Genomic DNA, 22,475 nt, shown 5'->3' on the forward strand with positions numbered 1-22,475 from the left:
TGGCCCGCGACGCCTGGCACGCACGCTCGCTGCGTTGTCGGGCTCGCCCGAGTACGCCCGGTACGAGGACGACCCTCCGCCTTGCGATCGCACGCACCAGACGCCGCGGGCCACGCCCTTCGGGCGTACGCCGCGACTTTGCGGACACACCCTAGAAGCCGGGGCCGTCCGAGCGGTCGCCCGCCACGGCCAACCGGCCCCACAACAGATCCGTGAGGTGCCGCACCAGTTGGGCGCGCGGGAACGGCTGCTCGCGCAGCCACCAGTCGCCGGCCGCGTGCATCATGCCGACGATCCCGTGGCCCCAGGCGCGTGCGAGGTCCTCGCCGCCCGGCCCGAGGTCGACCCGCTCGGCGATCACCCGGGCGAGCTCCTCGCCCATCCGCCGCAGCAGGGGAGCGGAGTGCCGCCCCACGTCGAAGCCCTGCTCCGACGGCTGGTCCTCGTCGGCCGGGTGCATCAGGAACCGGTACACCTGGGGGCGGGCCTCTATCGCCGCGAGATAGGCGTCGAGCGTCGACTCGACCCGCTCGCGGCGGGCCACCGGCGCGTCCAGCGCCGAGCGCAGCCCGTCCAGCAGCCCGTCCGTGTGCCGTACGGCCAGGGCCCGGTAGAGCCCTCCCTTGTCCCCGAAGTGGCGGTAGAGGATCGGCTTGGTGATCCCCGCCTCGGCCGCGATGGCGTTCATCGACGCCCCCGGACCGTCCCGCAGCACCACCCGGTCCGCAGCCTCCAGCAATTCCCTGCGCCGCTGCTCCGCCGCCCGCTGCTGATCGTCCCGCTGAGTGGTTTCCATATGACGTGCCTCCCCGCCCCCGTGCTTCTGTGACGCCTGCGCAACGTAACACCCGCACCACGCTGCGGATCCGAGGGGCGAGGGATTGACACACCTACTGGCGGGTAACAGACTCGCGTTACCGGGAGTAACGATTGCGCTGGAGGGGTCATGGCGGAGTTCACCATGGAGCTGAACGAGGAGCAACTGGGCGTTCGTGACTGGATCCACGGCTTCGCGGCCGAGGTGATGCGCCCGGCCGCCGCCGAGTGGGACGAGCGCGAGGAGACTCCCTGGCCCGTCATCCGGGAAGCGGCGAAGATCGGTCTGTATTCACTGGATTTCTACGCGCAGCAGTTCCTCGACCCCACGGGTCTCGGCATCCCCATGACCCTGGAGGAGCTCTTCTGGGGTGACGCGGGCCTCGGCCTCGCGATCGCCGGTACGGGCCTCGCCGCGATCGGTGTCTTCACCAACGGCACCGACGAGCAGATCGGCACCTGGGTGCCGCAGATGTACGGAGACGCGAACGATGTGAAGCTCGCGGCCTTCTGTTCCTCCGAGCCCGACGCGGGCTCGGATGTCGCCGCCATGCGCACCCGGGCCGTCTACGCCGAGGCCACGGACGAATGGGTGCTGACCGGCACCAAGACGTGGGCGACCAACGGCGGCATCGCCGATGTCCATGTCGTCGTCGCGGTGGTCGACCCCGCGCTCGGCTCCCGCGGCCACGCCTCCTTCATCGTCCCGCCGAACACCCCGGGGCTGTCCCAGGGGCAGAAATTCAAGAAGCACGGCATCCGCGCGTCCCACACCGCCGAGGTCGTGCTCGACGGCGTCCGGGTCCCCGGCCACTGCCTGTTGGGCGGCAAGGAGAAGCTCGACGAGCGCCTGGCCCGGGCCCGCGAACGCGCCGCGAAGGGCGGCGAGCGCGGCCGGAACGCCGCGATGGCCACCTTCGAGGCCTCCCGCCCCGCGGTCGGCGCCCAGGCCGTGGGCATCGCCCGCGCCGCGTACGAGGTCGCCCTCGACTACGCCCGTACCCGCGTCCAGTTCGGCCGCCCGATCATCGACAACCAGGGCGTCGCCTTCCAGCTCGCCGACATGCGCACCCGGATCGACGCGGCCCGGCTGCTGGTCTGGCGCGCCTCCTGGATGGCCGCCACGGGCAAGTCCTTCACCTCGGCGGAGGGCTCGATGTCGAAGCTCTTCGCGGGGGAGACGGCGAAGACGGTCACGGCCCAGGCCATGCAGATCCTGGGCGGGAACGGCTATACGCGGGAGTACCCGGTGGAGCGGATGCACCGCGATGCGGCCATTTACACCATCTTTGAAGGGACGAGCGAGATCCAGCGGTTGGTGATCGCCCGGGCCGTCTCCGGTGTGCCGATCCGCTGAGCGAGCCCTGGAAGGGGCCTGAAACAAATGGCGTTGCGCCCTCGGCGTCCGCCGTTACAGTGGTATCCGTCCAGGTGCGACAGGTGATCGTTACTTCTCCTTCCTAGAGAGAGACCCGGGTTCGAATCCCGGTCGGTGTGTTCGGACACCGGTAGCTCAGCGGCCCAGAGCGCTTTGTCACGATCGCCGACCTTGATCTCTGGACACCTCGACTCGATACGCACCTCCTGGTGCGCAGGGTCCGGTTCCTTCTTGTGGTGAAAGCGCCGGCCCCGTCCTTGATCTCGGGAGGCACGGCAGCGGGCCCGGCGGCATACCGCCGGGCCCGCTGCTTGAGGCCTCCCCTCCGCCGTGGGGGGATTTTTCATGGCACGCTTCAACACCCGCACCACCCGCCCCGCCGCGACGTCGCCGATCGTCAGTGAGCAGAGCCCCTCCACGCGCACGTACGAAGGGGCCGCGGGATACGCGCGCCCGGCGAAGAGCGAGGTCTTCCTCCTCGCCGTCGGCAATCTCGTCGGCACCGACACCTTCTACGAGAAGGCCGACGAGCGGGACGACCGCTACGCCCGCCTCGTCCGTGAGCTGGCCATGGCGGACCCCGAGTGGACCGTGGACTTCCTGCGCTGGCTGCGCGGCCCGGGCAATATGCGCACCGCGGCCCTCGTCGGCGCCGCCGAGTTCACCGCCGAGCGGATCCGCCGGAAGGCCCCGGGACACTCGCGGCAGGCGGTCGACGCGGTGCTCCAGCGGGCGGACGAGCCGGGCGAGTTGCTCGGCTACTGGACGAGCCGGTACGGGCGGAATCCGCCCAAGCCCGTCAAGCGCGGCATCGCCGACGCCGTCCGTCGCCTGTACACCGAGCGCGCGCTGCTCAAGTACGACACGGACTCCAAGGGCTACCGCTTCGGCGACGTCCTCAACCTCGTGCACCCCGCGCCCGCCGCCGACAAGCCCTGGCAGGGCGAGCTGTTCCGGCACGCCCTCGACCGTCGCAAGGGCCGCGACGAGGAGATCCCCGCGTCGCTGACGACGCTGCGCAGGCGCGCCGAGCTGATGGCCGTGCCGGTGGAGAGTCGGCGGAAGCTGCTCCTGGACGCGGGGGAGGGGAATCCGCTCGACGGCGCGGGCATGACGTGGGAGGCCCTCGCGGGCTGGCTGCAGGGCCCGATGGACGCCGCCGCGTGGGAGTCCGTCATTCCCTCCATGGGCCTCATGGCCCTCGTCCGCAACCTTCGCAACTTCGACGAGGCCGGGGTCGGCGACGAGGCCGCGGAGCGGATCGTGGCGCGGCTGCGCGACCCGGAGCAGATCGCGAAGTCCCGGATGCTGCCCTTCCGGTTCTGGGCGGCGTACAAGCACACCGACTCGCTGCGCTGGGCACACGGCCTGGAGCGGGCCCTCGACGCCTCGCTCGCCAATCTGCCCGCCCTGTCCGGCCGGACGCTGATCCTCGTCGACCGGTCGCCGTCGATGTTCCCCGGCGCCTGGTACTCCACCCCGAACCGGTCCGACATCACGCTCGCCGAGCAGGCCGCGGTCTTCGGGGCCGGGCTGGCGCTGCGGGCCGAGAAGCCCACGCTGGTCGAGTTCGGGATGCGCAGCGCGGAGCTGCGGGTGCCGAAGGGCGGCAGCATGCTCCGGCTCGTCGGGGAGTTCGGCCGGATCGACGGTACGGACATCCCGACGGCCGTGCAGAAGCACTACGACCGGCACGACCGGGTGGTCGTGGTGACGGACGAGCAGACCCGCCCCGGCTGGCTGCCGTCGAACTGCGCGAACCACGGCGGGCTGCCCGAGACGCGGATCGACGATCTGATCCCCGGTGACGTGCCGGTCTATATGTGGAACATGGCGGGCTACCGTCCCGGGGCCATGCCGTCGGGCAGCGGTAACCGGCACGCTCTCGGCGGTCTCACGGACGCCGCGTTCCGGATGATCCCGCTGCTGGAGGCCGGGCGGAACGCCCGCTGGCCGTGGGAGGACGGGGCGCGGGGCGCCTTCGGGGCATCTGAATAAGCGTCCGCATCGCGGCCGAATCCCGCTCCTCGGGCAGGTGCCGCGGGAAGAACCGCGGTCCTTGGGGTGCTGTCGCAGGAGGCGCGCGGCTCGGCGCGCGCCTTCGACACCGCCGAAGGGGCACACGATGGCCGGTCAGGCGCACGGCGCGGGCAGCGGCAAGGGGCACAGGATCGAGATCAGAGCGGGCGGTGAACACGTCCGCGTGGTGCGGGACGGGCAGGTGCTGGCGGAGAGCCGGCGGCCCGTGCTGCTCTTCGAGACCGGGCTGCCGGTGCGCTATTACCTCCCCCCGGAGGATGTCCGCACCGAGCTGCTGACGGCCTCCGACACCCGTACGTACTGCCCGTTCAAGGGCAGGGCGTCGTACTGGTCGCTGCCCGGGGGCGGGACGGACGCCGTGTGGGCGTATCCGGACCCCAAGCCGGCGGTCGGTGAGATCAAGGGGCTGTTCTGTTTCTACGACGTCGAGATCGTGCGGAACTGAACGGGACCGGCCGACGTGAGTGCTTTCGGACGTCAAGATTCCATCAAGATCGGTCGAAAGTGCGCGGTGGCCGTCAGGGCGGAACGCGGCAGGCTACAGGAGTCGTATGGAGGCCGGATGTCATGTCCGGGTGCGACGTGCATTTTCGGTTCAATCGCCCCCGCATCGTGCGGCTGTTCGATGCCGGTCGGACGCGCGGGCACACCCTGTAGGCAACCGGGAACAGATCGTCCAGCGTTGGCCATGCATAGTCGCCATTCTGGCTGAAATGTGGTGGGTGACCATGACCCGTCCTGTTACCGTCGATTCCGATCTTGATCGTGCAAGGCGGTTCATCGGAGCTGTTCTTCTGTCACATCGGATCACCAGAGGTCGAGTGTGGCTTCACGAAAGAGAGAACGCGTGGCGGTCAGCAGCGGTATAGGTCACGGCGCCACCCGGCTCCTGATCGGCCGATCCACCGAGCTGAACGACTTGGAACGGCACGCCGCGAAGGCCCGCGACGGCGCCGCGCGGGCGGTCCTCGTCCGTGGACCCGCCGGGATCGGCCGGACCAGCCTGCTGTCCTCCCTCACCGAACGGCTGCGTTCCGACGGCATGGCCGTCCGCTCCTTCACCGGCCGCGAGAGCGCCGTACGGCCCCGGCCCTACCAGGCCGCGCACGAACTCTTCGGGGCGGCGCCCACCCCGGCCCCCGCCCGCCCCACGCCCCGCGCCCGGGGCACGGCACCCGCCGCGAACTCCGCCGCCTGCCTCGCCTACGCCGCCCAGCGACGGCTCTACGGACACGCCGTGGCCCTGCTGGCCACCGGTCCCCTCGCGCTCGTCCTGGACGACGCGCAGTGGTGCGACGAGGCCTCCCTCCAATGCGTGGACTTCGTGCTCCGCCGGTCCGCCGGCCGGCCGCTGCTGGTCCTGTTCGCCCAGCGCACCGAATGCGGCGGGCCCGGGGCGCCGATGCTCGGCGAGATCCTCGCCCAGGACCGCTGCGACCTGCTGGAACTCGGCCCGCTGGGAGAGGACGAGACCGCCCGCCTGGTCACCCGCGCCCTGGCCGGCCCGCCCGACGAGCGTTTCGTGCGCCGCTGCGCCGAACTCTCCGGAGGCAACCCCCAACTCCTCCACCGGCTGCTCGCCGGGCTGCGCTCGGCCGGTGTCCGCCCCGACACCGGCGGACTGCACCAACTCGAGGCCGTGGGCCAGCGCGTCGTCGCCGCCGGAGTCCCGGCCTACCTGGCCGGCCAGCCCCACCACGTGCGGCAGGTGGCCCGGGCCCTGGCCATCCTCGGCCGCGACGACGCCGAACCCCTCAGCGCCCTCTCCGGGGTGCCCCTCAAGCGCATGACCGCGGCCCTCGACGCGCTGCGGCGCAACGACGTCATCGCGCCCGGCACGACCGGCGCCATGTGCGACGCGGTGCGCTCCGCGGTGCTCGACGGCCTCGCGGCCCCCAAGCTGGAATGGCTGCGCGCCCGCGCGGCCCGGGTGCTCAACGACGCCGGACGCCCCGCCTGGGAGGTCGCCGACCAACTGGTCCTGCTCAAGGAACTGACCGAGCCGTGGATGCTCGCCGTGCTCCGCGACGCCGCCGCCGAGGCACCCGCGCGCACCACCACCTCCCGGGCATCGGTGCGCTACCTCCAGCGGGCCCTGGCCGCCGAACTGACCGAGGGCCAGCGCAAGGACGTACGGATCGAACTGGCCAGGGCCTCGGCCCAGGTGGCACCCGCCATGGCGCTGTGGCACCTGCGCCAGGCCCTCGGTGACGCGACCACCGCCCGGGACCGCGCGCCCATCGCCGTGGAGTACGGGATGACGGCCCTCAGGAGCCGCAGCGCCCCCGAGGCGATCCGGGTGCTGGGCCGCACCCTCGACGCGCTGACCGCCGAACTGGGCGACGACCCCACCCCGGCCGGCCGGGAACTGCTCACCTCCGTCACCTCCGCCCTGCTGGTCACCGCCGTGAACGAGAAGGGCGAGATGGCCGCGGTCCGCGAGCGGACCGGCACCCGGACCGTCGCACCGGCAGGGGACAGCCCGGCCGAGCGGCAACTGCTCTCCGCCCTCAGCGGCTTCGCCGCGCTCGACGGCCGGCCCGCCCACGAGGTGGCGGCACTGGCCCGGCGCTCGCTGCGGGTCGAGGAGTCCGCGCCGGCGGGCTGGTGCGTGATCGGCTCCTCCCTGGTCCTCGCCCTCGCCGACGAGGTCGACGAGGCCCTCGCGGGACTGGACCGCGCGCTGACCGGCAGCCGCGCACGACACCAACCGTGGATGCTCCTCGGCGCCCTCGCCGGACGGTCCCTCGTCCGGCACGGCGCGGGCGACGTGGCCGCGGCCGCCGAGGACGCCCGGGCCGCCGTCGAATGCGCCGAACAGGGCGAGCGGACCCCCGGCGCCCACCTCGCGTACATCGCGCTCGGCACCGTGCTGCTCTCCCAGGGCCGCACCGAGCGGGCCGAGGCCGCGCTCGACCGCGCCGCCCGGCCCGGACTCGAGCGGCACATCTGGGAATGGCACCACTACCTGTACGCCAAGGGCCGCGCCCGACGGGAGCGGGGCGACCTCGACGACGCGCTGGAGACATGGCTGCGCTGCGGGCGGAGCCTGGAGGAGGCCGGGGTGACCAACCCCGTCCTCGCCCCCTGGTGGCTGCCCGCCACCCACACGCTCGTCGGCATGGGCCGCACCGGCGAAGCCGCCGACCTCGTCGCCCGGACCGCACCCTCGGTGCGGCGCTGGGGCACCCCCCGCGCGCGCGGGCTCGGCCTGCTCGCCGCGGGGATCGTCGCCGAGGGCCGGGCCCGGCTGGACCTGCTCGCCGAGGCCGTCGACGTCCTCGCCGGCTCCCCGGCCCGGCTGGAGCACGCCAAGGCCGCGTACCAGCTCGGCTGCGAACTGCTGCGCCACGACGATGCCCGGGGCGCGCGCCGCCATCTGCGCCAGGCGATCGAACTCGCCACCCGCTGCGGCTACCCGATGCTCAGCGAGCGGGCGCGCAAGCTGCTCGTCACCGCGGGCGGCCGGATGCCGCAGCTCGCGTCCAGCCCCGTCGACTCCCTCACCGACAGCGAGCGCAAGATCGCCGTGCTGGCCAAGGGCGGCGTCAGCAACAGGGAGATCGCCGAGGCACTGTTCGTCACCCCCCGCACGGTGGAGATGCACCTGACCAACGTCTACCGGAAGCTCGACGTGCGCGGCCGCGCCGACCTGCCCGCACAACTCGCCGCGTACGGCCCGCCGCCGGGGCGGCAGCCGCGGCGGCCGGGCCGGTAGGAGGTCGGCGGTGGTGAGACAGGTGTCGTACTCGCGAGACGAGAAGCCGGAACGCCGGCCGCCCGCGACCGGCTCCGCCGACGCGCCGGCACGGCTCGCCGAGGGCGGCGAGCTCGTCGAGCGGGAGCGGGAGCAGGAGCTCCTGGCCGGCCTGCTCAGCGGCCTGCGCTCCGGGCGGTCGGCGGCGGTCGAGGTCCGCGGCGTCCCGGGCAGCGGTCGCAGCGCCCTGCTGGGCCGGGCCGTGGAACTCGCCGACCGGGCCGGGGTCAAGGTGACCACGGCCCAGGCGTCGTGCGAGGAAGCCGGGCTCCGCTACGGCGTGGTCTCCCAACTCCTCGCCGCTCTCCGCCCGGCCACCGGCGCGGACCACACACCGCTCCCGCCCGGTGACGAGCTGACGGACCGCTCCTTGGAGCTGTGCCGGGTGTTCCTCACCGCGGCCCGCGCGCATCCCCTGCTGCTCGTCGTCGACGACGTCCAGTGGGCGGATCCGTACTCGCGCCGCTGGCTGCAAGCACTGGCCCGCAGGCTCGACGCCGCCCCCCTGATGCTGCTCACCGCACGCAGCGGCGCGCTGCCCGGCGGTCCGTACGACCGCATCGAGCTGTGCCCACTGGCCGACGCTCCCGCCGTCACCGGACACACCCTCCACCTCGCCCCCTTGTCGGCGGCGGGGGTGGGCGAGATGCTCGGCCGCGGCCTCACCGAGCCCGCCGACCCGGCCTTCGTCCGAGCGGCGTCCCGGGCCGTGGAGGGCAACCCCGCTGTCCTGCGCGCGGTGATCGGCCGGTTCGCGGGCCACGGCTGGACACCGGCGGCCGACCGGCTGCCGCAGCTGACCGAGGCAGCCGCCGAGGCGATCGGGGACCGGGCGGCCCGCACGTTCTCCGTCCTGCCCGAGGAACTCCTCGGCGTCCTGCGTGTCATCGCGGTGGCCGGCCGGCACTGCACCCCCGAGATGATCACCGCCCTGGCGGAGCTGCGGACCCTCGGCGCGGCCCGCGCCCTGGAACTGCTCCTTGGCACCGGCCTGCTGACGCCCGGGGACCGCCCCGCCTTCGGCGAACCCAAGGCGGCCGAGGCGGCGCTGGCCGGGATCGGCGCGGAGCGCCGCGAAGAGCTGTACGCGCGCGTGGCCGAATGGGCCCACCGCACGGCCGTACCCGACGGCGGACTGGCCCGGATGCTGCTCGGCGCGCGCGTCATCGGCCACCCCTGGGCGGTGGAGGTCCTGCGCCGCGAGGCGGCCCGGCGGCGCGCCGCCGGACGCCCCGAGGAAGCGGTACGGCTGCTGCGACGCGCCCTGCGCGAACCCGTCCGCCCGCCGCTGCGGGTGCGCATCCTCATCGAGCTGAGCACGGTGGTGCTGCCCACCTCGCCCGAGGCCGCCGACCGACACCTGCGCCAAGCGCTGCTCGTCGCCCCGGCCGACGGCAGCGTCGGCCCCTCGTGGGTCCGCGCCGCCGAACTGCTCGTGGCCCGCGGCGACGTCGTCGCGGCACAGCCGCTGATCGCCCAGGCCGCCGCCCGCAGCGAGACCCGCCCCGCCGACCGCGCTGCGCTGCGGGCGCTGTACTGGCTCGCCGAACACAGCCAGCAGGGTGCGACGCACGAGCTGGACCAGCCGCGCATGGCGGCGTTGTCCGCCTCGCCCACCGAACCCGCCGAGGCGGGCGTCGTCGCCTGGCGCGGTGCCCTCGGCGGTCACGACATCACCCGCACCCGCGCACTGGCCCGCGCTGCCCTCGCTCCGTCGGCGCGGGACACCACCCCGCTGACCACCCAGCTGGCGGCCTGTCACGCGCTCGTCCTCGCCGATGACTTCGCCGAGGCGCGCACCGCACTGGACGCCGTCCTGGTGCGCGCCGAGGAGTCGGACGCCCGCGGGGTGACCGGCCTCGCCCTGCTCGTCGACGCCATGGCGGAACTGCGACAGGGGCGGCCCGACCGTGCCGCGACCGCCCTCGACCGGGCCCAGGAGACCGTCCCCCAACACTGCTGGCACCCGCTCATGGCCCCCGGTCCCGCGGCCTTCCGCGCCCTCGTGCAACTGGAGCGCGGGGACCTCGAAGGGGCCGAGCGGTCCGTCGCGCTGGCCCGCCCCGGCGGCGCCGAGGGCGGCCTCGCCTGGGCCCATCTGCTGTACGCCCGGGGCAGGCTGCGGCTGGCCCTCGGGCAGCGCGGCAAGGCGCTCGCGGACTTCCTGGAGTGCGGCCGTCTGCTGCTCGCCCGCCAGGTGACCAACCCCGCCCTGCTGCCCTGGCGTTCGGCCGCCGCGCAGGCCCGCGGCCCGCGCCCCGACGACGCGCAGGCCATCGCCCTGCTCGCCGAGGAGCGCAGGCTCGCCCTGGCCTGGGGCGCGCCGAGCGCGGTGACCACGGCCCTGCACACCATGGGCGCACGGGCCGGGGACCCGGCCCGACCCGGCCGGCACCCCGGAAGGCCGTGGCCCGAGCCCGCCGCCCCCACGGCCCGGACGCCGGCCGGCTGGCAGTACCGGCAGGCGCTCCTCGCCCTGGGGACGACGCCGCTGAACGGCTCGGACACCATCGACGCCCTGCTCTTCGACGACACACCGGCGACCGAACGGACCGCCCGCACCGGGCAGAGCGAACAGCGCGAACCGGCCGAGCGGAGCGGACAGGGCGGACGGGCCGCGCAGACCCGTCCCCGGTGGACCCCGGCCGGGACGTCCCGCACCCCCGGCGGCACTCCGGACCCGGCGGCCCTCGGACTGACGGGCGCCGAACTGCGCGTCGCCGCCCTGGCCGCGGGCGGCCTGGCCAACCGCGCCATCGCGGCCGAACTCTCGGTGACCCTGCGCACCGTCGAACTGCACTTGACCAAGACTTACCGCAAGTTGGGCATCTCAGGGCGTGCGGAGCTGGCCGCCGCCCTCGGGCGCGCACCGAGGGAGACACCATGACACCCCTGCTCGACCGCCGGCGCGAACTGGACCTGATCACGGCGGCGATGGCGGCGGCCGAAGAGGGCAGCGGCTCGCTGGTCGTCGTCACCGGTGGCCTCGGCGTCGGCAAGAGCGCCCTGCTCCGCGCCCTGCCCGCCCTCGCGGAGGCGCGCGGCACCACCGTCCTGCGCGCGAGCGGAGCCCTCCTGGAGGCGGACTTCGTGTTCGGGGTGGTGTCCCAGCTCCTGGAGCCCCTGCTGCCCGAAACCTGCGTCGAGCCGCCCGCCGACGCGACCGGGGCGGCCGTCGACGCCGAACCGCACCGCGAACTCCTCGCGCTGGTGGACCACCACAGCGCGCGCGGACCGCTGCTGATGCTGGTGGACGACCTCCAGTGGGCCGACCCGCCCTCACTGCGCTGGCTCGCCCAGCTGACCAAAAGACTGCCGCGGCTGCCCGTCACCGTGGTCGTCTCCGTCCGCGACGGCGACACCCGGGCCGAGGAGCCGCGTGTCCACGAGGTCACCGACCGCGCGGCGCACACGCTGCGCCCCGGACCGTTGTCCGCGCGCGGCACGGCCGAGCTGGTGGCCGCCCGCTTCGGCCGCCCCGGCGACCCCGCCTTCGTCACCACCTGCCACAAGGCCACCGGCGGCAACCCCCTGTTCCTCACCGCGACCCTGGCGGGCCTCGCCGATACCGACGAGCCCGTTGCCGCACGGGCCGGTGCCGTCCACGGGCTGCGGCTGCCGGCGCTGCGCGAGCGGCTCGTCGTCGCCCTGCGCTCCCAGCCCGGACCCGTGCGGGACATGGCCAAGGCGATGGCGGTCCTCGACGACCCGGCCGACCCCGTGCTCGTCGGCAGGCTCGCGGGCCTCGACGAGACCGGCCGCGACGCGGCCGTCCGGGACCTGGCCCGCCTCGGGCTGCTCGCGGTGGGTCCCGTACCCCGGTTCGCCCACCCGGCCGTGCGCGACGCCGTCGAGGAACTGATGACCCCCGCCGAGCAGGAGGACATCCACATCTACGCGGCCCTGCTCCTGCACAACGGCGGCCACCCCGCCGAGCAGGCCGCGGCGCAACTCCTCGCCGCCACCTCCTGCCAGGACGGCTGGGCGGTCGAGGTGCTGCGGGCCGCGGCCAACGCGGCACTGCGCCGGGGCGCGCCCGAGGACGCCGCCCGCTATCTGCGACGGGCCCTGCTCGGCAGCTCACCCACCGGAGGGGACCGGGCCACGCTCCTCGTCGACCTGGCCACCATCGAGCGGGCCTTCGACCCGCTGGCCGCGATGCGGCACATCTCGCAGGCCCTGCTGCTGCTCCCGTCGGCCGCGCAGCGCGCCATGGCGGCCACCCGCATCCCGCCCTCGATGCTCGGCTCCTGCCCGCCGCCGTGCCTCGAACTCGTCGCCCGCACGGCCGAGGACCTGGGCGACCCGGAGCGCCTCGACGGCGCCGAACGCGACCTGGCGCTGCGGCTCGAAGCCCGGCTGCGGCACGTGGCGGTGAGCGGCCCGGGCCAACTGCCCGGCTGCGCCGACCGCCTGCGCGCCATGGGACCGAACCCCTCCCTGCGGACCGCGGCCGAGCGGGAGCTGGTCACCGTGCTCCTGCACGGCGCCACCATGGCGCAGGGCATGCGGGCGGCCGACGTGGCCCGGCTCGCCAACCGGATCCTCCAGTACGAACCCGCCTCGCCGAACCACGCCTACACCGCCCTGCCGCTGCTGACCCACAGCCTCATCGCGGCGGACTCCTTCGAGACGATCGGCCCCTGGCTTGAGACCGCCCGGGAACAGGCCCGCCGGGAGAACGCCACCGTCCCCCAGACGGTGATCGGCATCGAACTCACACACGTCGCCCTCGCCCAGGGCCGCCTCGAAGAGGCACGGGCGCGTGCCTACGAGGTGCTCGCCCTGGGCGGCGCCGAGTGGGCCACCCTCCAGTCGATGACCGCGGTCGTCATGACCGCCATCGAGAGCCGCGACCCGGAGCTGACCCGACGTCTGCTGTCCTACCGCCGCGAGGGCGCCGACCACGGCTACCGGCCGTCGTCCCTGCAGCTCGTCCGCGGCGTCACCGCGGCGATGCGCGGTGACGCGCCGAGCGCCCTGCAGTACTTCCTGGACTGGGGCCGCTCCGCCGAGCGCGCCGACTGGCGCAACCCCGCCGTCTTCCCCTGGCGCGCCTGGGCGGCCGGGCTGCACCACCGGATGGGCAACACGGCACAGGCCCATGACCTCATCGAGGAGGAGTACGCGCGCGCCCTGGCCTGGGGCACCCGGGTGGCGATCGGCCGCGCCCAGCGGGTCCGGGGAGTCATCGCGGAGGGGGAGCGCGGCATCGCGCTGCTGCGGGAGTCCGCCGAGACCCTGGAAGGCGGCATCAACGCCCTGGAGCGGGCCAGGACCGCCCTGCTGCTCGGCCGGCGGCTGGGGGCCGACGCTCAGGCGGAGGCCGAGACCCATCTGCGCCGGGCCCAGGCGGAGGCGGAGGGCTGCGGGGCCACCTGGCTCGCCGAGCGGGCGGCGCGTGAGCTGGGGAACTACTCCCGCAGCAGGAGTTCGGCGGCCGTCGCGCACCTGACGAAGTCCGAACGTCGCGTCGCGGCGCTCGCCGCGGCCGGAGAGGCGAACAAGGACATCGCCGAGCGGCTCGAGGTGAGTTCACGGGCGGTGGAGAAGCACCTCACGCACGCCTACCGCAAGCTCAACGTGGCGGGCCGGGCTCAACTCGCCGACATCGCACACATGTTGACCGACAGCGTGGCCGAGTCGCCGACATCCCGGGCGCCCCGGCCCGCCCCCCGGGGGACGACCGCGCCGAACCGTACCGAACTCACCCGAACCAAAGAGTCCGGAACCGAACCGAAGCATGGCGTGAACCGTCGGTAACCCGTACCTCCCGGGGCGCTCACCACAGGGTTAGCGCCCCGCGGAATGAATTCGTTGACAGGCTTCGCACCGCGTCCATAACGTCCTTTTCCAACAGCCCTTCGGCCCGTGCGGACCGTGCCGCGCCGAGGGATGCGAAACGGCTCGCGGGCAGGTGAAGAGCGTCATCGAAAGGGCGGACATGACCGAACTCGCGTCGGTGCCTTTCCCCACCGTCCGGGAGAACGTCTTCGGTCCTCCGGAGTCCCCCCGAGGATCGCGCGGGGACGCGCCGATCACCCGGCTGACCTTCGAGGACGGCCGGTCGGGATGGCTCGTCACCGGATATTCCACCGCACGGAGGGTGCTCGCCGACCCCCGGTTCGGCGCCAAGGCGGAACGGCATCACCCGCCCGTGCCGCGCGCCCCCACACTCGGGGAATCCCCGGCCGCACCGACCGGAATGTTTAACCGGCAAGAAAATACGCGGGAAAAACCCGAGGAGCAGCATTACCGCAAGCTGCTCCTCGGTCAATTGACCGACGACCGTATGCACCGGCTCACCGGATGGATCGAGAAGAGCGCCGAAGAACTGCTCGACGCGATGGAGCGCCACGGCGCCCCCGCCGACCTCCTGGAGCACTTCGCCCTGCCGCTGCCCTCCTTGGTGATCTGCGAGCTGCTCGGCGTGCCCGACGCCGACCGCGCGGAATTCCAGCGCGAGAGCGCCGTGTGGAGCGGCCTCGGAGAGACCACCGAGGCCGTACTGGGCGCCTTCGCCGGCCTCAACGCGTATCTGCACCGGCTGGTGCCGCGAAAGCGCGCACACCCCGGCGACGACCTGCTGAGCGGTTTGATCGCCGCCGACGACGCACTGACCGACGAGGAACTGGCCTCGATCGCCTTCCTGCTGCTGGCGGCCGGTCACGAGACGGTGGCCCACCAACTGGCCCTCGGGGTGCTCACCCTGCTGGAGAACGCCGGGCAACCGGCCGCGCTGCGCGCCGATCCGTCGCTCCTCGACGGTGCGGTCGAGGAGCTGTTGCGCCATCTGAGCGTCGTCCACCACGGGCCCACCCGCGCGGCTCTGGAGGACGTCGAGATCGACGGGGAGCTCGTACGGGCGGGCGAGATCGTCATGGTCTCGCTGGCCGCCGCCAACCACGACCCCGAGCGGTTCCCCGCCCCCGCCACCCTCGATCTCACCCGGGACGCCACCGGTCATCTGGCCTTCGGGCACGGCGCCCACCGGTGCCTCGGCCGGCAACTGGCCCGCATCGAGCTGCGCGTCGCCCTCGGCGCCCTGCTGCGACGCTTCCCCCGACTGCGGGCGGCCGTGCCACCGGGACAGATCCCGCTCCGCCACGACGCGCCGGTCCGCGGCGTCCGCCGGGCCCCGGTGACCTGGTAACCGCCGGAGCCCACCAGGCTCGTGGACCGGCACGGTCCACGCCCGGGGCCCACGCCCGCGAGGGACCCGGACACCCCAGTGAAACCCCCGTAAACCATCCGTAAACCCCCATGGATCCAGCACAGTGCAGTGCCGGAAAGGTCAGGTACACCAGCGTGGTAGATAACCAGCACCTGTCGCGTCGTCGGCTGTTCGGCATGGCGGCCCTGAGCGCCGCCGCCCTCGCCGGGGCGACCACGATCTCCGCCGCGCCGCGCGCGGCCGCCGCCGAGAAGGGACGCGACGGCTCGTTCATCCCCGCCGTGGTGATCGGCACCGGCTACGGCGCGGCCGTCTCCGCCCTGCGCCTCGGTGAGGCGGGCGTCCCGACGCTGATGCTCGAAATGGGCCAGCTGTGGAACCAGCCCGGCCCGGACGGGAACGTCTACAGCGGGATGCTCAAGCCCGACAAGCGCTCCAGCTGGTTCAAGACCCGCACCGAGGCGCCGCTGGGCTCCTTCCTCTGGCTCGACCTCGCCAACCGGGACATCGAGCCCTACGCCGGTGTCCTGGACCGGGTCAACTTCGACCAGATGTCCGTGTACGTCGGGCGCGGGGTCGGCGGCGGCTCGCTGGTCAACGGCGGTATGGCGGTGACCCCCAGGCGCTCGTACTTCGAGGAGGTGCTACCCCGGGTCGACGCCGCCGAGATGTACGACCGGTACTTCCCGCGCGCCAACAAGACGCTCCGGGTGGGCAACATCGACAAGGGCTGGTTCGAAGAGACCGACTGGTACAAGTTCGCCCGGGTCTCGCGCGAGCAGGCGTCGAAGGCGGGCCTCGGCACCACCTTCGTGCCCAACGTCTACGACTGGGACTACATGCGGCGCGAGGCGGACGGCTCCGTGCCCAAGTCCGCGCTGGCCGCCGAGGTCATCTACGGCAACAACCACGGCAAGGTCTCGCTGGACAAGAGCTACCTGGCGAGCGCCCTGGGCACCGGCAAGGTCACCATCGAGACCCTGCACGAGGTCAAGACGATCCGGCAGCAGAAGGACGGCACGTATCTGCTGACCGTCGAGCAGAAGAACGTCGACGGCAAGGTGCTCGCCAGCAAGGAGATCACCTGCAAGCACCTGTTCCTCGGGGCCGGCAGCCTCGGTTCCACGGAACTGCTGCTGCGTGCCCGGGAGACCGGCACACTGCCCAACCTCAACTCCGAGATCGGCACGGGCTGGGGACCGAACGGCAACATCATGACCGCCCGTGCCAACCACATGTGGAACCCCACCGGGACCAAGCAGTCCTCGATCCCCGCGCTGGGCATCGACGACTGGGACAACCCCGACGCCCCGGTCTTCGCCGAGATCGCGCCCATGCCGGCCGGTCTGGAGACCTGGGTCAGCCTCTACCTCGCCATCACCAAGAACCCCGAGCGCGGCACCTTCGTCTACGACAAGGCCACGGACCGGGCGAAGCTGCGGTGGACCCGGGAACAGAACGCGCCCGCGGTCAACGCCGCGAAGTCGCTCTTCGACCGGATCAACAAGGCCAACACCACCATCTACCGGTACGACCTCTTCGGCAAGCAGCTCAAGGCCTTCGCCGACGACTTCTGCTACCACCCGCTCGGCGGCTGCGTCCTGGGCAAGGCCACCGACGACTACGGCCGGGTCGCCGGTTACAAGAACCTCTACGTCACCGACGGAGCCCTGATCCCCGGCTCCATCGGCGTCAACCCGTTCGTGACCATCACGGCGCTGGCCGAGCGGAACATCGAGCGCGTCATCAAGCAGGACATCACCGCCTCCTGACGCGGCATGTGACGTGAGTGCCGGACGGGCTGGTTCGACTGGCCCCAGGGCCTGTCTCTCAGATCCCTCCCCCAGCTACCGCTGGGAGGTGCCCCCAGCCCACGACGAGAGACAGGCCCTGGCCGAATCAGCCCGTCCGGCGCTTGAGGACGCGCCCGCAGGGCGCTCGCCGCCGCAGGCGGCACAACCTAGGACGACTGCAGGTCACTCAGCGGCTTGCCGTCGTGGGAGATCCAGTCCGCGAAGTCCGTCGTGCCCGAGCCGCTGCCGCGGGTACTGCTGAGCAGGCCGTCCGAGCCCAGGACCACGGCGACCGTCCGTCCCTGGGCGTCCTGGGTGATCCCGGCGGTGCCCCGGTGCGGGACGCCCGCCTCCTGCCAGGGCCCGGGGCGGCCCGAGCCCGTGGACACCCGGACGAGGCCCTTGTCGTCGCGGGCGGCCAGCACGGCCGTGTTCCCGGCCTGCGCCATGGCCACGCGGCCGTAACCGCCGATCGGCGCGCACTCGGCCGACTGCCGCCAATTGCCGTTCTGCGCGGGCCGGTCGGCGATGAACACGCGTGCCGTGCCCGGTTGGCGGGTGGCCATCCGCATGCCACCGCCGGGCAGCGGGGCCAGGGTCAGCGGGCCGGTGGTGGCGGGGAGCCGGGTGGGCTCGGAGAGGTTCAGCGGGCCGTCGGCGTCCTCGGACACCCAGTGGTGGACGGTCTTGATGTCGGCGGCGACGACGTGCAGGCGGCCCTTCTCGTCGAGCGCGGCGTCGAGGCCGTCCTCCAGCTTCAGCATCCGGCTCGGATCCGCCGGCAGGGGGGCCCAGTCCGACCAGCCCCCGGCGGCGCCGGTGCGGAAGGCCACACCGCCCGCCCAGTCCTTGACGAAGACGTGGACCTTGCCGTCCTTGGCCGCGACCGCGACGGGGTAGCCCATCTCCATCGACCGCTGCGGGTCGTCCGCCTCCGGCGAGCCGAGGGACTCCCAGGGTCCGAACGCCGGGGTGCCGCCACCGGTGACCCGGCCGGTCTGGAGGGAGGTGACGAGCTCGCGGTGGTGGTCCTTGCCGGGCGTGGGGAGCACGGTGCGGACGGAGAACAGCCGCAGGGTGCCGTCGGGCAGCCGCACGGCCTGCACCTGGCCCTCCAGCATCGAGCCGCGGACGGGGGCGGGTACGACCGGGGTGGGCGTGGACCAGATGCCGCTGCCGGGCGTCCGCTCGGTCCAGCACTGCACGGTGCCGTCCAGTACCGCGAACGCCGCGAGCCGTCCGTCGGGCAGCGGCTGCACCCAGCGCTGGGTGCCCGTCGCCCGGTGCCGGAGGTGATTGGACCAGGGGGAGTTCTTGGAACGGGCACCGACCTTGCGGTCGCCGCAGCCCGCCCGGTCGCCGCAGTCCTTGCCGTCCACCCAGCCGTAGATGTCGAGCAGCTCTATCTTGTGCGCGATGGCGGCCGCGTCCAGGTTGGCGGGCAGCCTCAGGTTGCCGACCTCGTAGCCGACGTAGCTCTCCACGGCGGTGGGGCGCGCGTGCTTGCGGCCCCAGTACTCGGCGAGCGCCGCCTGCGCGAAGTGGGCGGAGGAGGTGTGGTCCTGGTGGTCGTAGTACGCCCCGATGCCCTGGAGCGCCGGCGGGGTGTTGGGGTAGTGCGGGTCCTGCGGCATGTGGGTGGGGTTGGGGTCGAGGGTCCGCACGACGGTCGGCTGGTAGCGCTCCATGACGGCGGCGAGCGAGTCGATCAGCTGCTGGCGGCCGTAGTGGAAGGTGCGCCGCACCGGACTCCCGGTGGGCTTGAGGGTCGTCAGCTTCGGGGTCGCCCCGAGCCACAGCCCGCGCAGACTGTCCTTGCGCGGCCCCCGCATGGTGCGGGCCTCGATGAGCTCCATGAAGATCAGCTGAACCTGGGGGGCGGCCCGCAGCGTCTGCAGCTCGACCTCGAAGCCGGGCAGGAGCGTCAGCGTCTCCACGTCCCAGGGGCTGAGCCAGTTGCCGGTGGCCATCCGGGCGGTCGCCTCGCGGAAACCGTTGAAGCGGGCCCGGACGAAGTCGCCGCGCCGCTCGGGCAGCTTCATGTAATGGGGGCTGTGCGTCAGGGCGTTGCGCCCGTCGGACTCCCCGCCGGTCAGACAGACCGTCACGGCCGGGGCGCCGCTGCGTATGGACTGCTCCAGCTCCGGGTTCATGAAGTAGAGGGAGTCGTCGGGGTGCGCGATGACGTGCACGAACGACTCGGTCGCCCGGGCCTTCGCCTGGCGCGCCGGGAACTTGCCCTGCTTGGTGACCTGCTTCGCCTCGGGTGCCAGCCACTGCCAAGCACCCACCGCGCCCGTACCGACGACGAGCGAACCGCCGGCGATCTGGAGCATGCGTCGACGCGGTATGTGCCCCGGCACAGGGGTCTCCTATCTCCTGCGCCAAGTGCGCGCGGTAGTACAACGAAAGGGGTGAAGCGAACTAATCACCCATTGATCATGAGTTCGATCCTACGACCCTCAACGCGCTGTTTCCCCGCTGTTATGTAACAGCCGTGCGACGGCCGGACATAGATTCCAAGGCGATTGCGCAACACGGTGCGCGGGGTGCATCGGTGATCACTGTGGGTCGCTTCGGAGTCACGCGGGCAGAGCCGGAGGGGCTGCCGACGCGTCGGGCGCACCGGCTCTGAGCTGGGTGATCCGGGGGAGGGGCGGGGCGGCCGGGCGCCACGGGGATCACTCGCGGAAACACGCAGGGTGACGGCTCGCGCCGGGCGGCGGAGACCTCCGCGACCGGTCAGGACTCCGTGTCGAGCCGCCCGGCGTCATGGGCGAGCAGCGCGATCTGCACCCGGTTGTTGAGGTCGAGCTTGGTCAGGATCCGCGAGACATGGGCCTTGACGGTCGCCACGCTCATGAAGAGGGCGGCGGCGATCTCCGCGTTCGACCGGCCGCGCCCCACCGCGATCGCCACCTGCCGCTCGCGGTCGTTCAACCGTGCCAGCCGCTCCCGCGCCTCGGCGCCGCGATCCGGACCCCGGTCCGTCACCCGCTCGATGAGCTGCCGGGTCACCGTGGGGGAGAGTACCGGGGCGCCGGCCGCCACCCGGCGCACCGCCTCGACGATCTCCGCGGGCGGAGTGTCCTTGAGCACGAAGCCCGCGGCCCCCGCCCGCAACGCCCGCAGCACCTGCTCGTCGGCGTGGAACGTGGTCAGGACGATGACCTCCGGCGGACGCTCCCGGCGGCGCAGCGCCTCCGTGGCCGCCAGGCCGTCCACCGACGGCATCCGGATGTCCATCAGCACCACGTCGGGGGAGTGCCGGTCGACCAGCGCGGCGACCTCCGAGCCGTCGGCCGCCTCGCCGACGATCTCCAGATCGGGCAGCCCGCCGAGCATGAACGACAGTCCGGCCCGTACGAGCGGGTCGTCGTCGACGAGCAGGACGCGGATCGGCGGGGGCTGCGGCATGTTCATGTCCGCCACGGTAGCCAGCCGTGCAGCCGGAAGCCGCCGTCGGGGGTGGGCCCGTGCGCGAGTCGGCCACCGGCGAGGGTCGCGCGCTCGGACAGCCCGATCAGGCCCTGTCCGGAACCGGGCACGGCCCCGCTCTCCTCCTTGGCCGCCGGATTGACCACCTCGATCGTCAGCCCCTGCCGCGGGTCACCTGCGGTCCGTACGGACACCTCGGCACCGGGGGCGTGCTTACGGGCGTTGGTCAGTGCCTCCTGGACGATCCGGTAGGCCGTACGGCCCGTGGCGGGCGGCACGCTCAACGGATCGACGACCCGGCTGTCGAACGTCACCGCCATGCCCGCCTGCCGTGACTCCTCCACCAGATCGTCCAACTCCGCGAGGGTGGGCTGCGGTCGGCTCGCCTCCGCGCCGTCGGACCCGCCGGGGGTGCGCAGCACACCGATCACCTCCCGCAGATCCTGGAGCGCCTGATGCGCGCTGTCGCGTATCACCCCGGCGGCTCTCGCCACTTCGGCCGGCGGCGCGTCCGGACGGAACTCCAACGCCCCCGCGTGGACACACAGCAGCGACAACCGGTGCGCCAGCACGTCGTGCATCTCCCGGGCGATGTCCTCCCGGGCGAGGCGCTGCGCCCGCTCCGCACGGAGCCCGGCCTCGGCCTCGGCGCGCCGGGCACGCTCGCGCAGCGACAGCACCAACTGGCGGCGCGAGCGCAGGAACATGCCCCAGCCGATCACCGTCAGCGCCAGCAGCACCCCAGGCCACGGCCGACACGATGAAGGTCAGGTCGGGGTCGGGCCGGACGGCGGCCGAGACCGGGGCCGTGACCACGGCCAGCGCCCCCACCGCGGCGACCGCCTTGAACGGTCGGTGCACCGCGACCGTGAACACCGCCACCAGCATCGCGCCCGCCGCGCAAGGGGCCACGACGGACAGCACCACGAGGGCGACCGCCAGCCCCACCGGCCACCGGCGGCGCAGCCACAACGCCGTGCAGGCGGCGGCTCCGATGAGCTGATCGGCGAGGAGGAGGGCATCGGAGACGTGCGGATCGCGCCGCAGGGACTCCACCACCAGCAGCCCGACGACGCCGGCGACGGCGAGGCAGCAGATGTCGACGACCCAGTCGCGCACGGTGCGCCGCGATGCGTCGCCGGAGGCGCGGGGGTCGGCGACGGCGGACGGGAGCAGCCACGGATACGCCGAATCCGCACCCACCGAGCCCCCCGATCTCCTGCCGTTCATGTCGGTCAATCTACCCACCGGTGCGGGGCGGCGGCAGTGCCGGCCGGTGCGCGGCGACCAAAGTCGCGTGGGTCGATACTTTCGGACCGATGGCATCGGCCGCGGGGCTACTTCGGTGTGAGGAGGCGCAGCCTTTCGGGCGATGACCGGGGAGGGGAAGAGGAGCGATGATCGGACACATGAAGAAGATCCTCGAAGTCCTCGGTTTCGTCCTCGTCGTCCAGGGCGCCATGGCTGTCCTGCACGAGGTCACCGACTGGTTCGGCAACTGGGGCGTGGTCCGTCACATCGGCTTCCTCGACGGCTATGAGCTGTACGCCGGTATCGTGCTCGCGGTGTTGGGCATAGCCATATGCGTCGCCTCGGACCGGGGAAAGCGGCAGACGGGCCTCTGACGCCCGGGACTTGGCCACGCGGTGTGCCGGGTTTCCATATCGTCAGCGTCGCGTGTCGCCGAGCCGGAGTGCCGGGGCATGGAGGCGTGGGGACAAGCTCTGTCGGTGTGTCGAGTCCGGCCGGCCGTCGCGGACGGCGGTGGCCGACCGGGCTCAGCCCACGGTCAGTACGGCCTTGCCCGGCAGCCGGCCGCGCGCCATGTCTTCCAGGACCGCCGCTGTCTCACCCCAGTGACCGCGGTGGCCGATCTCCACCCGCAGCCGGCCTTCCGCGGCGAGGTCCAGCAGGTCCGCCACCTCGCGTGCGTTCGTTTCTTCTCCCCCTGCGGGGCAGGCGAAATGACGTAGCGTCAACGGCGGGGAAGCTGTGCGCGAATAACGTCACGGTTTGGGCTGGGCATCAAGATCTCCTGTGACGTGGGCGGACTGGAGAAGTTCTTCGGCGGTGTAGAAC

13 protein-coding genes and 1 pseudogene are annotated in these 22,475 nt (G+C 73.0%); 9 read left to right on the plus strand and 5 right to left on the minus strand.

The genetic code is table 11. The features are described 5' to 3' along the window. Positions 1-151 precede the first annotated feature (151 nt). Complete coding sequence (locus ACZ53N_RS33095; RefSeq protein WP_469144503.1) at positions 152-796, minus strand: TetR/AcrR family transcriptional regulator; 645 nt, start codon at positions 794-796, stop codon at positions 152-154. Positions 797-946: 150 nt separating this feature from the next. On the opposite strand from ACZ53N_RS33095, the gene ACZ53N_RS33100 reads away from it, so the two are divergent. The 8 genes from ACZ53N_RS33100 (at position 947) to ACZ53N_RS33135 (ending at position 16,937) form a co-directional block, all read left to right on the plus strand. Continuing rightward, positions 947-2,173, plus strand: coding sequence for an acyl-CoA dehydrogenase family protein (locus tag ACZ53N_RS33100; protein WP_469144504.1), 1,227 nt, complete (start codon positions 947-949; stop codon positions 2,171-2,173). 366 nt (positions 2,174-2,539) lie between these two features. Then, positions 2,540-4,192, plus strand: a complete 1,653-nt coding sequence (locus ACZ53N_RS33105) for a TROVE domain-containing protein (protein WP_469144505.1) — start codon at positions 2,540-2,542, stop codon at positions 4,190-4,192. 127 nt (positions 4,193-4,319) lie between these two features. Beyond that, positions 4,320-4,679: a DUF427 domain-containing protein gene (locus tag ACZ53N_RS33110; RefSeq protein WP_469144506.1), complete on the plus strand. Its 360-nt coding sequence runs from the start codon at positions 4,320-4,322 to the stop codon at positions 4,677-4,679. Positions 4,680-5,081: 402 nt separating this feature from the next. Next, complete coding sequence (locus tag ACZ53N_RS33115) at positions 5,082-7,952, plus strand: helix-turn-helix transcriptional regulator (protein ID WP_469144507.1); 2,871 nt, start codon at positions 5,082-5,084, stop codon at positions 7,950-7,952. Between the two features lie 22 nt (positions 7,953-7,974). After that, positions 7,975-10,878 carry an AAA family ATPase gene (locus tag ACZ53N_RS33120; RefSeq protein ID WP_469144508.1) on the plus strand — a complete coding sequence of 968 codons (2,904 nt, stop codon included), beginning with the start codon at positions 7,975-7,977 and terminating at the stop codon, positions 10,876-10,878. Continuing rightward, the gene (locus ACZ53N_RS33125; RefSeq protein ID WP_469144509.1) at positions 10,875-13,754 is read left to right on the plus strand and encodes an AAA family ATPase; all 2,880 of its coding nucleotides are present in this window, start codon (positions 10,875-10,877) and stop codon (positions 13,752-13,754) included. The genes ACZ53N_RS33120 and ACZ53N_RS33125 overlap by 4 nt, the downstream gene beginning before the upstream one ends. Positions 13,755-13,935: 181 nt before the next feature. Next, positions 13,936-15,144: a cytochrome P450 gene (locus ACZ53N_RS33130; protein WP_469144510.1), complete on the plus strand. Its 1,209-nt coding sequence runs from the start codon at positions 13,936-13,938 to the stop codon at positions 15,142-15,144. Between the two features lie 197 nt (positions 15,145-15,341). After that, positions 15,342-16,937 (plus strand): GMC oxidoreductase, encoded by a 1,596-nt coding sequence (locus ACZ53N_RS33135; RefSeq protein ID WP_469144515.1) that lies wholly within the window; start codon positions 15,342-15,344, stop codon positions 16,935-16,937. A 188-nt stretch (positions 16,938-17,125) separates the two neighbouring features. Here ACZ53N_RS33135 and ACZ53N_RS33140 read toward each other — a convergent pair whose 3' ends face one another. The 3 genes and pseudogenes from ACZ53N_RS33140 to ACZ53N_RS33150 all read right to left on the minus strand — a co-directional run bounded on the left by ACZ53N_RS33140 (position 17,126) and on the right by ACZ53N_RS33150 (position 21,626). Further along, complete coding sequence (locus ACZ53N_RS33140) at positions 17,126-19,294, minus strand: PIG-L family deacetylase (protein WP_469144511.1); 2,169 nt, start codon at positions 19,292-19,294, stop codon at positions 17,126-17,128. Positions 19,295-19,700: 406 nt separating this feature from the next. After that, positions 19,701-20,381: a response regulator transcription factor gene (locus ACZ53N_RS33145; RefSeq protein ID WP_469144512.1), complete on the minus strand. Its 681-nt coding sequence runs from the start codon at positions 20,379-20,381 to the stop codon at positions 19,701-19,703. Next, positions 20,378-21,626, minus strand: a pseudogene (locus ACZ53N_RS33150) (sensor histidine kinase). Before ACZ53N_RS33150 ends, ACZ53N_RS33145 begins: the two are co-directional and overlap by 4 nt. A gap of 167 nt (positions 21,627-21,793) precedes the next feature. Here ACZ53N_RS33150 and ACZ53N_RS33155 point away from each other — a divergent pair. Continuing rightward, a complete protein-coding gene (locus ACZ53N_RS33155; RefSeq protein WP_469144513.1) occupies positions 21,794-22,021 on the plus strand; it encodes a hypothetical protein in 228 nt (75 codons plus the stop codon). 153 nt (positions 22,022-22,174) lie between these two features. Here the strand turns inward: ACZ53N_RS33155 and ACZ53N_RS33160 are convergent, their stop codons facing one another. Beyond that, entirely contained in the window at positions 22,175-22,318 is a 144-nt protein-coding gene (locus ACZ53N_RS33160; RefSeq protein WP_469144514.1) for a hypothetical protein, read from the minus strand. Positions 22,319-22,475: the final 157 nt, after the last annotated feature.

The organism is Streptomyces sp. NPDC033229 (assembly GCF_055576875.1).

Excerpts from the sequence above, each read along its gene's own strand:
- ACZ53N_RS33095 (WP_469144503.1), bottom strand. The coding sequence starts at position 796 with ATGGAAACCACTCAGCGGGACGATCAGCAGCGGGCGGCGGAGCAGCGG.
- ACZ53N_RS33100 (WP_469144504.1), top strand. The coding sequence starts at position 947 with ATGGCGGAGTTCACCATGGAGCTGAACGAGGAGCAACTGGGCGTTCGT.
- ACZ53N_RS33105 (WP_469144505.1), top strand. The coding sequence starts at position 2,540 with ATGGCACGCTTCAACACCCGCACCACCCGCCCCGCCGCGACGTCGCCG.
- ACZ53N_RS33110 (WP_469144506.1), top strand. The coding sequence starts at position 4,320 with ATGGCCGGTCAGGCGCACGGCGCGGGCAGCGGCAAGGGGCACAGGATC.
- ACZ53N_RS33125 (WP_469144509.1), top strand. The coding sequence starts at position 10,875 with ATGACACCCCTGCTCGACCGCCGGCGCGAACTGGACCTGATCACGGCG.
- ACZ53N_RS33130 (WP_469144510.1), top strand. The coding sequence starts at position 13,936 with ATGACCGAACTCGCGTCGGTGCCTTTCCCCACCGTCCGGGAGAACGTC.
- ACZ53N_RS33135 (WP_469144515.1), top strand. The coding sequence starts at position 15,342 with ATGGCGGCCCTGAGCGCCGCCGCCCTCGCCGGGGCGACCACGATCTCC.
- ACZ53N_RS33140 (WP_469144511.1), bottom strand. The coding sequence starts at position 19,294 with ATGCTCCAGATCGCCGGCGGTTCGCTCGTCGTCGGTACGGGCGCGGTG.
- ACZ53N_RS33145 (WP_469144512.1), bottom strand. The coding sequence starts at position 20,381 with ATGAACATGCCGCAGCCCCCGCCGATCCGCGTCCTGCTCGTCGACGAC.
- ACZ53N_RS33155 (WP_469144513.1), top strand. The coding sequence starts at position 21,794 with ATGATCGGACACATGAAGAAGATCCTCGAAGTCCTCGGTTTCGTCCTC.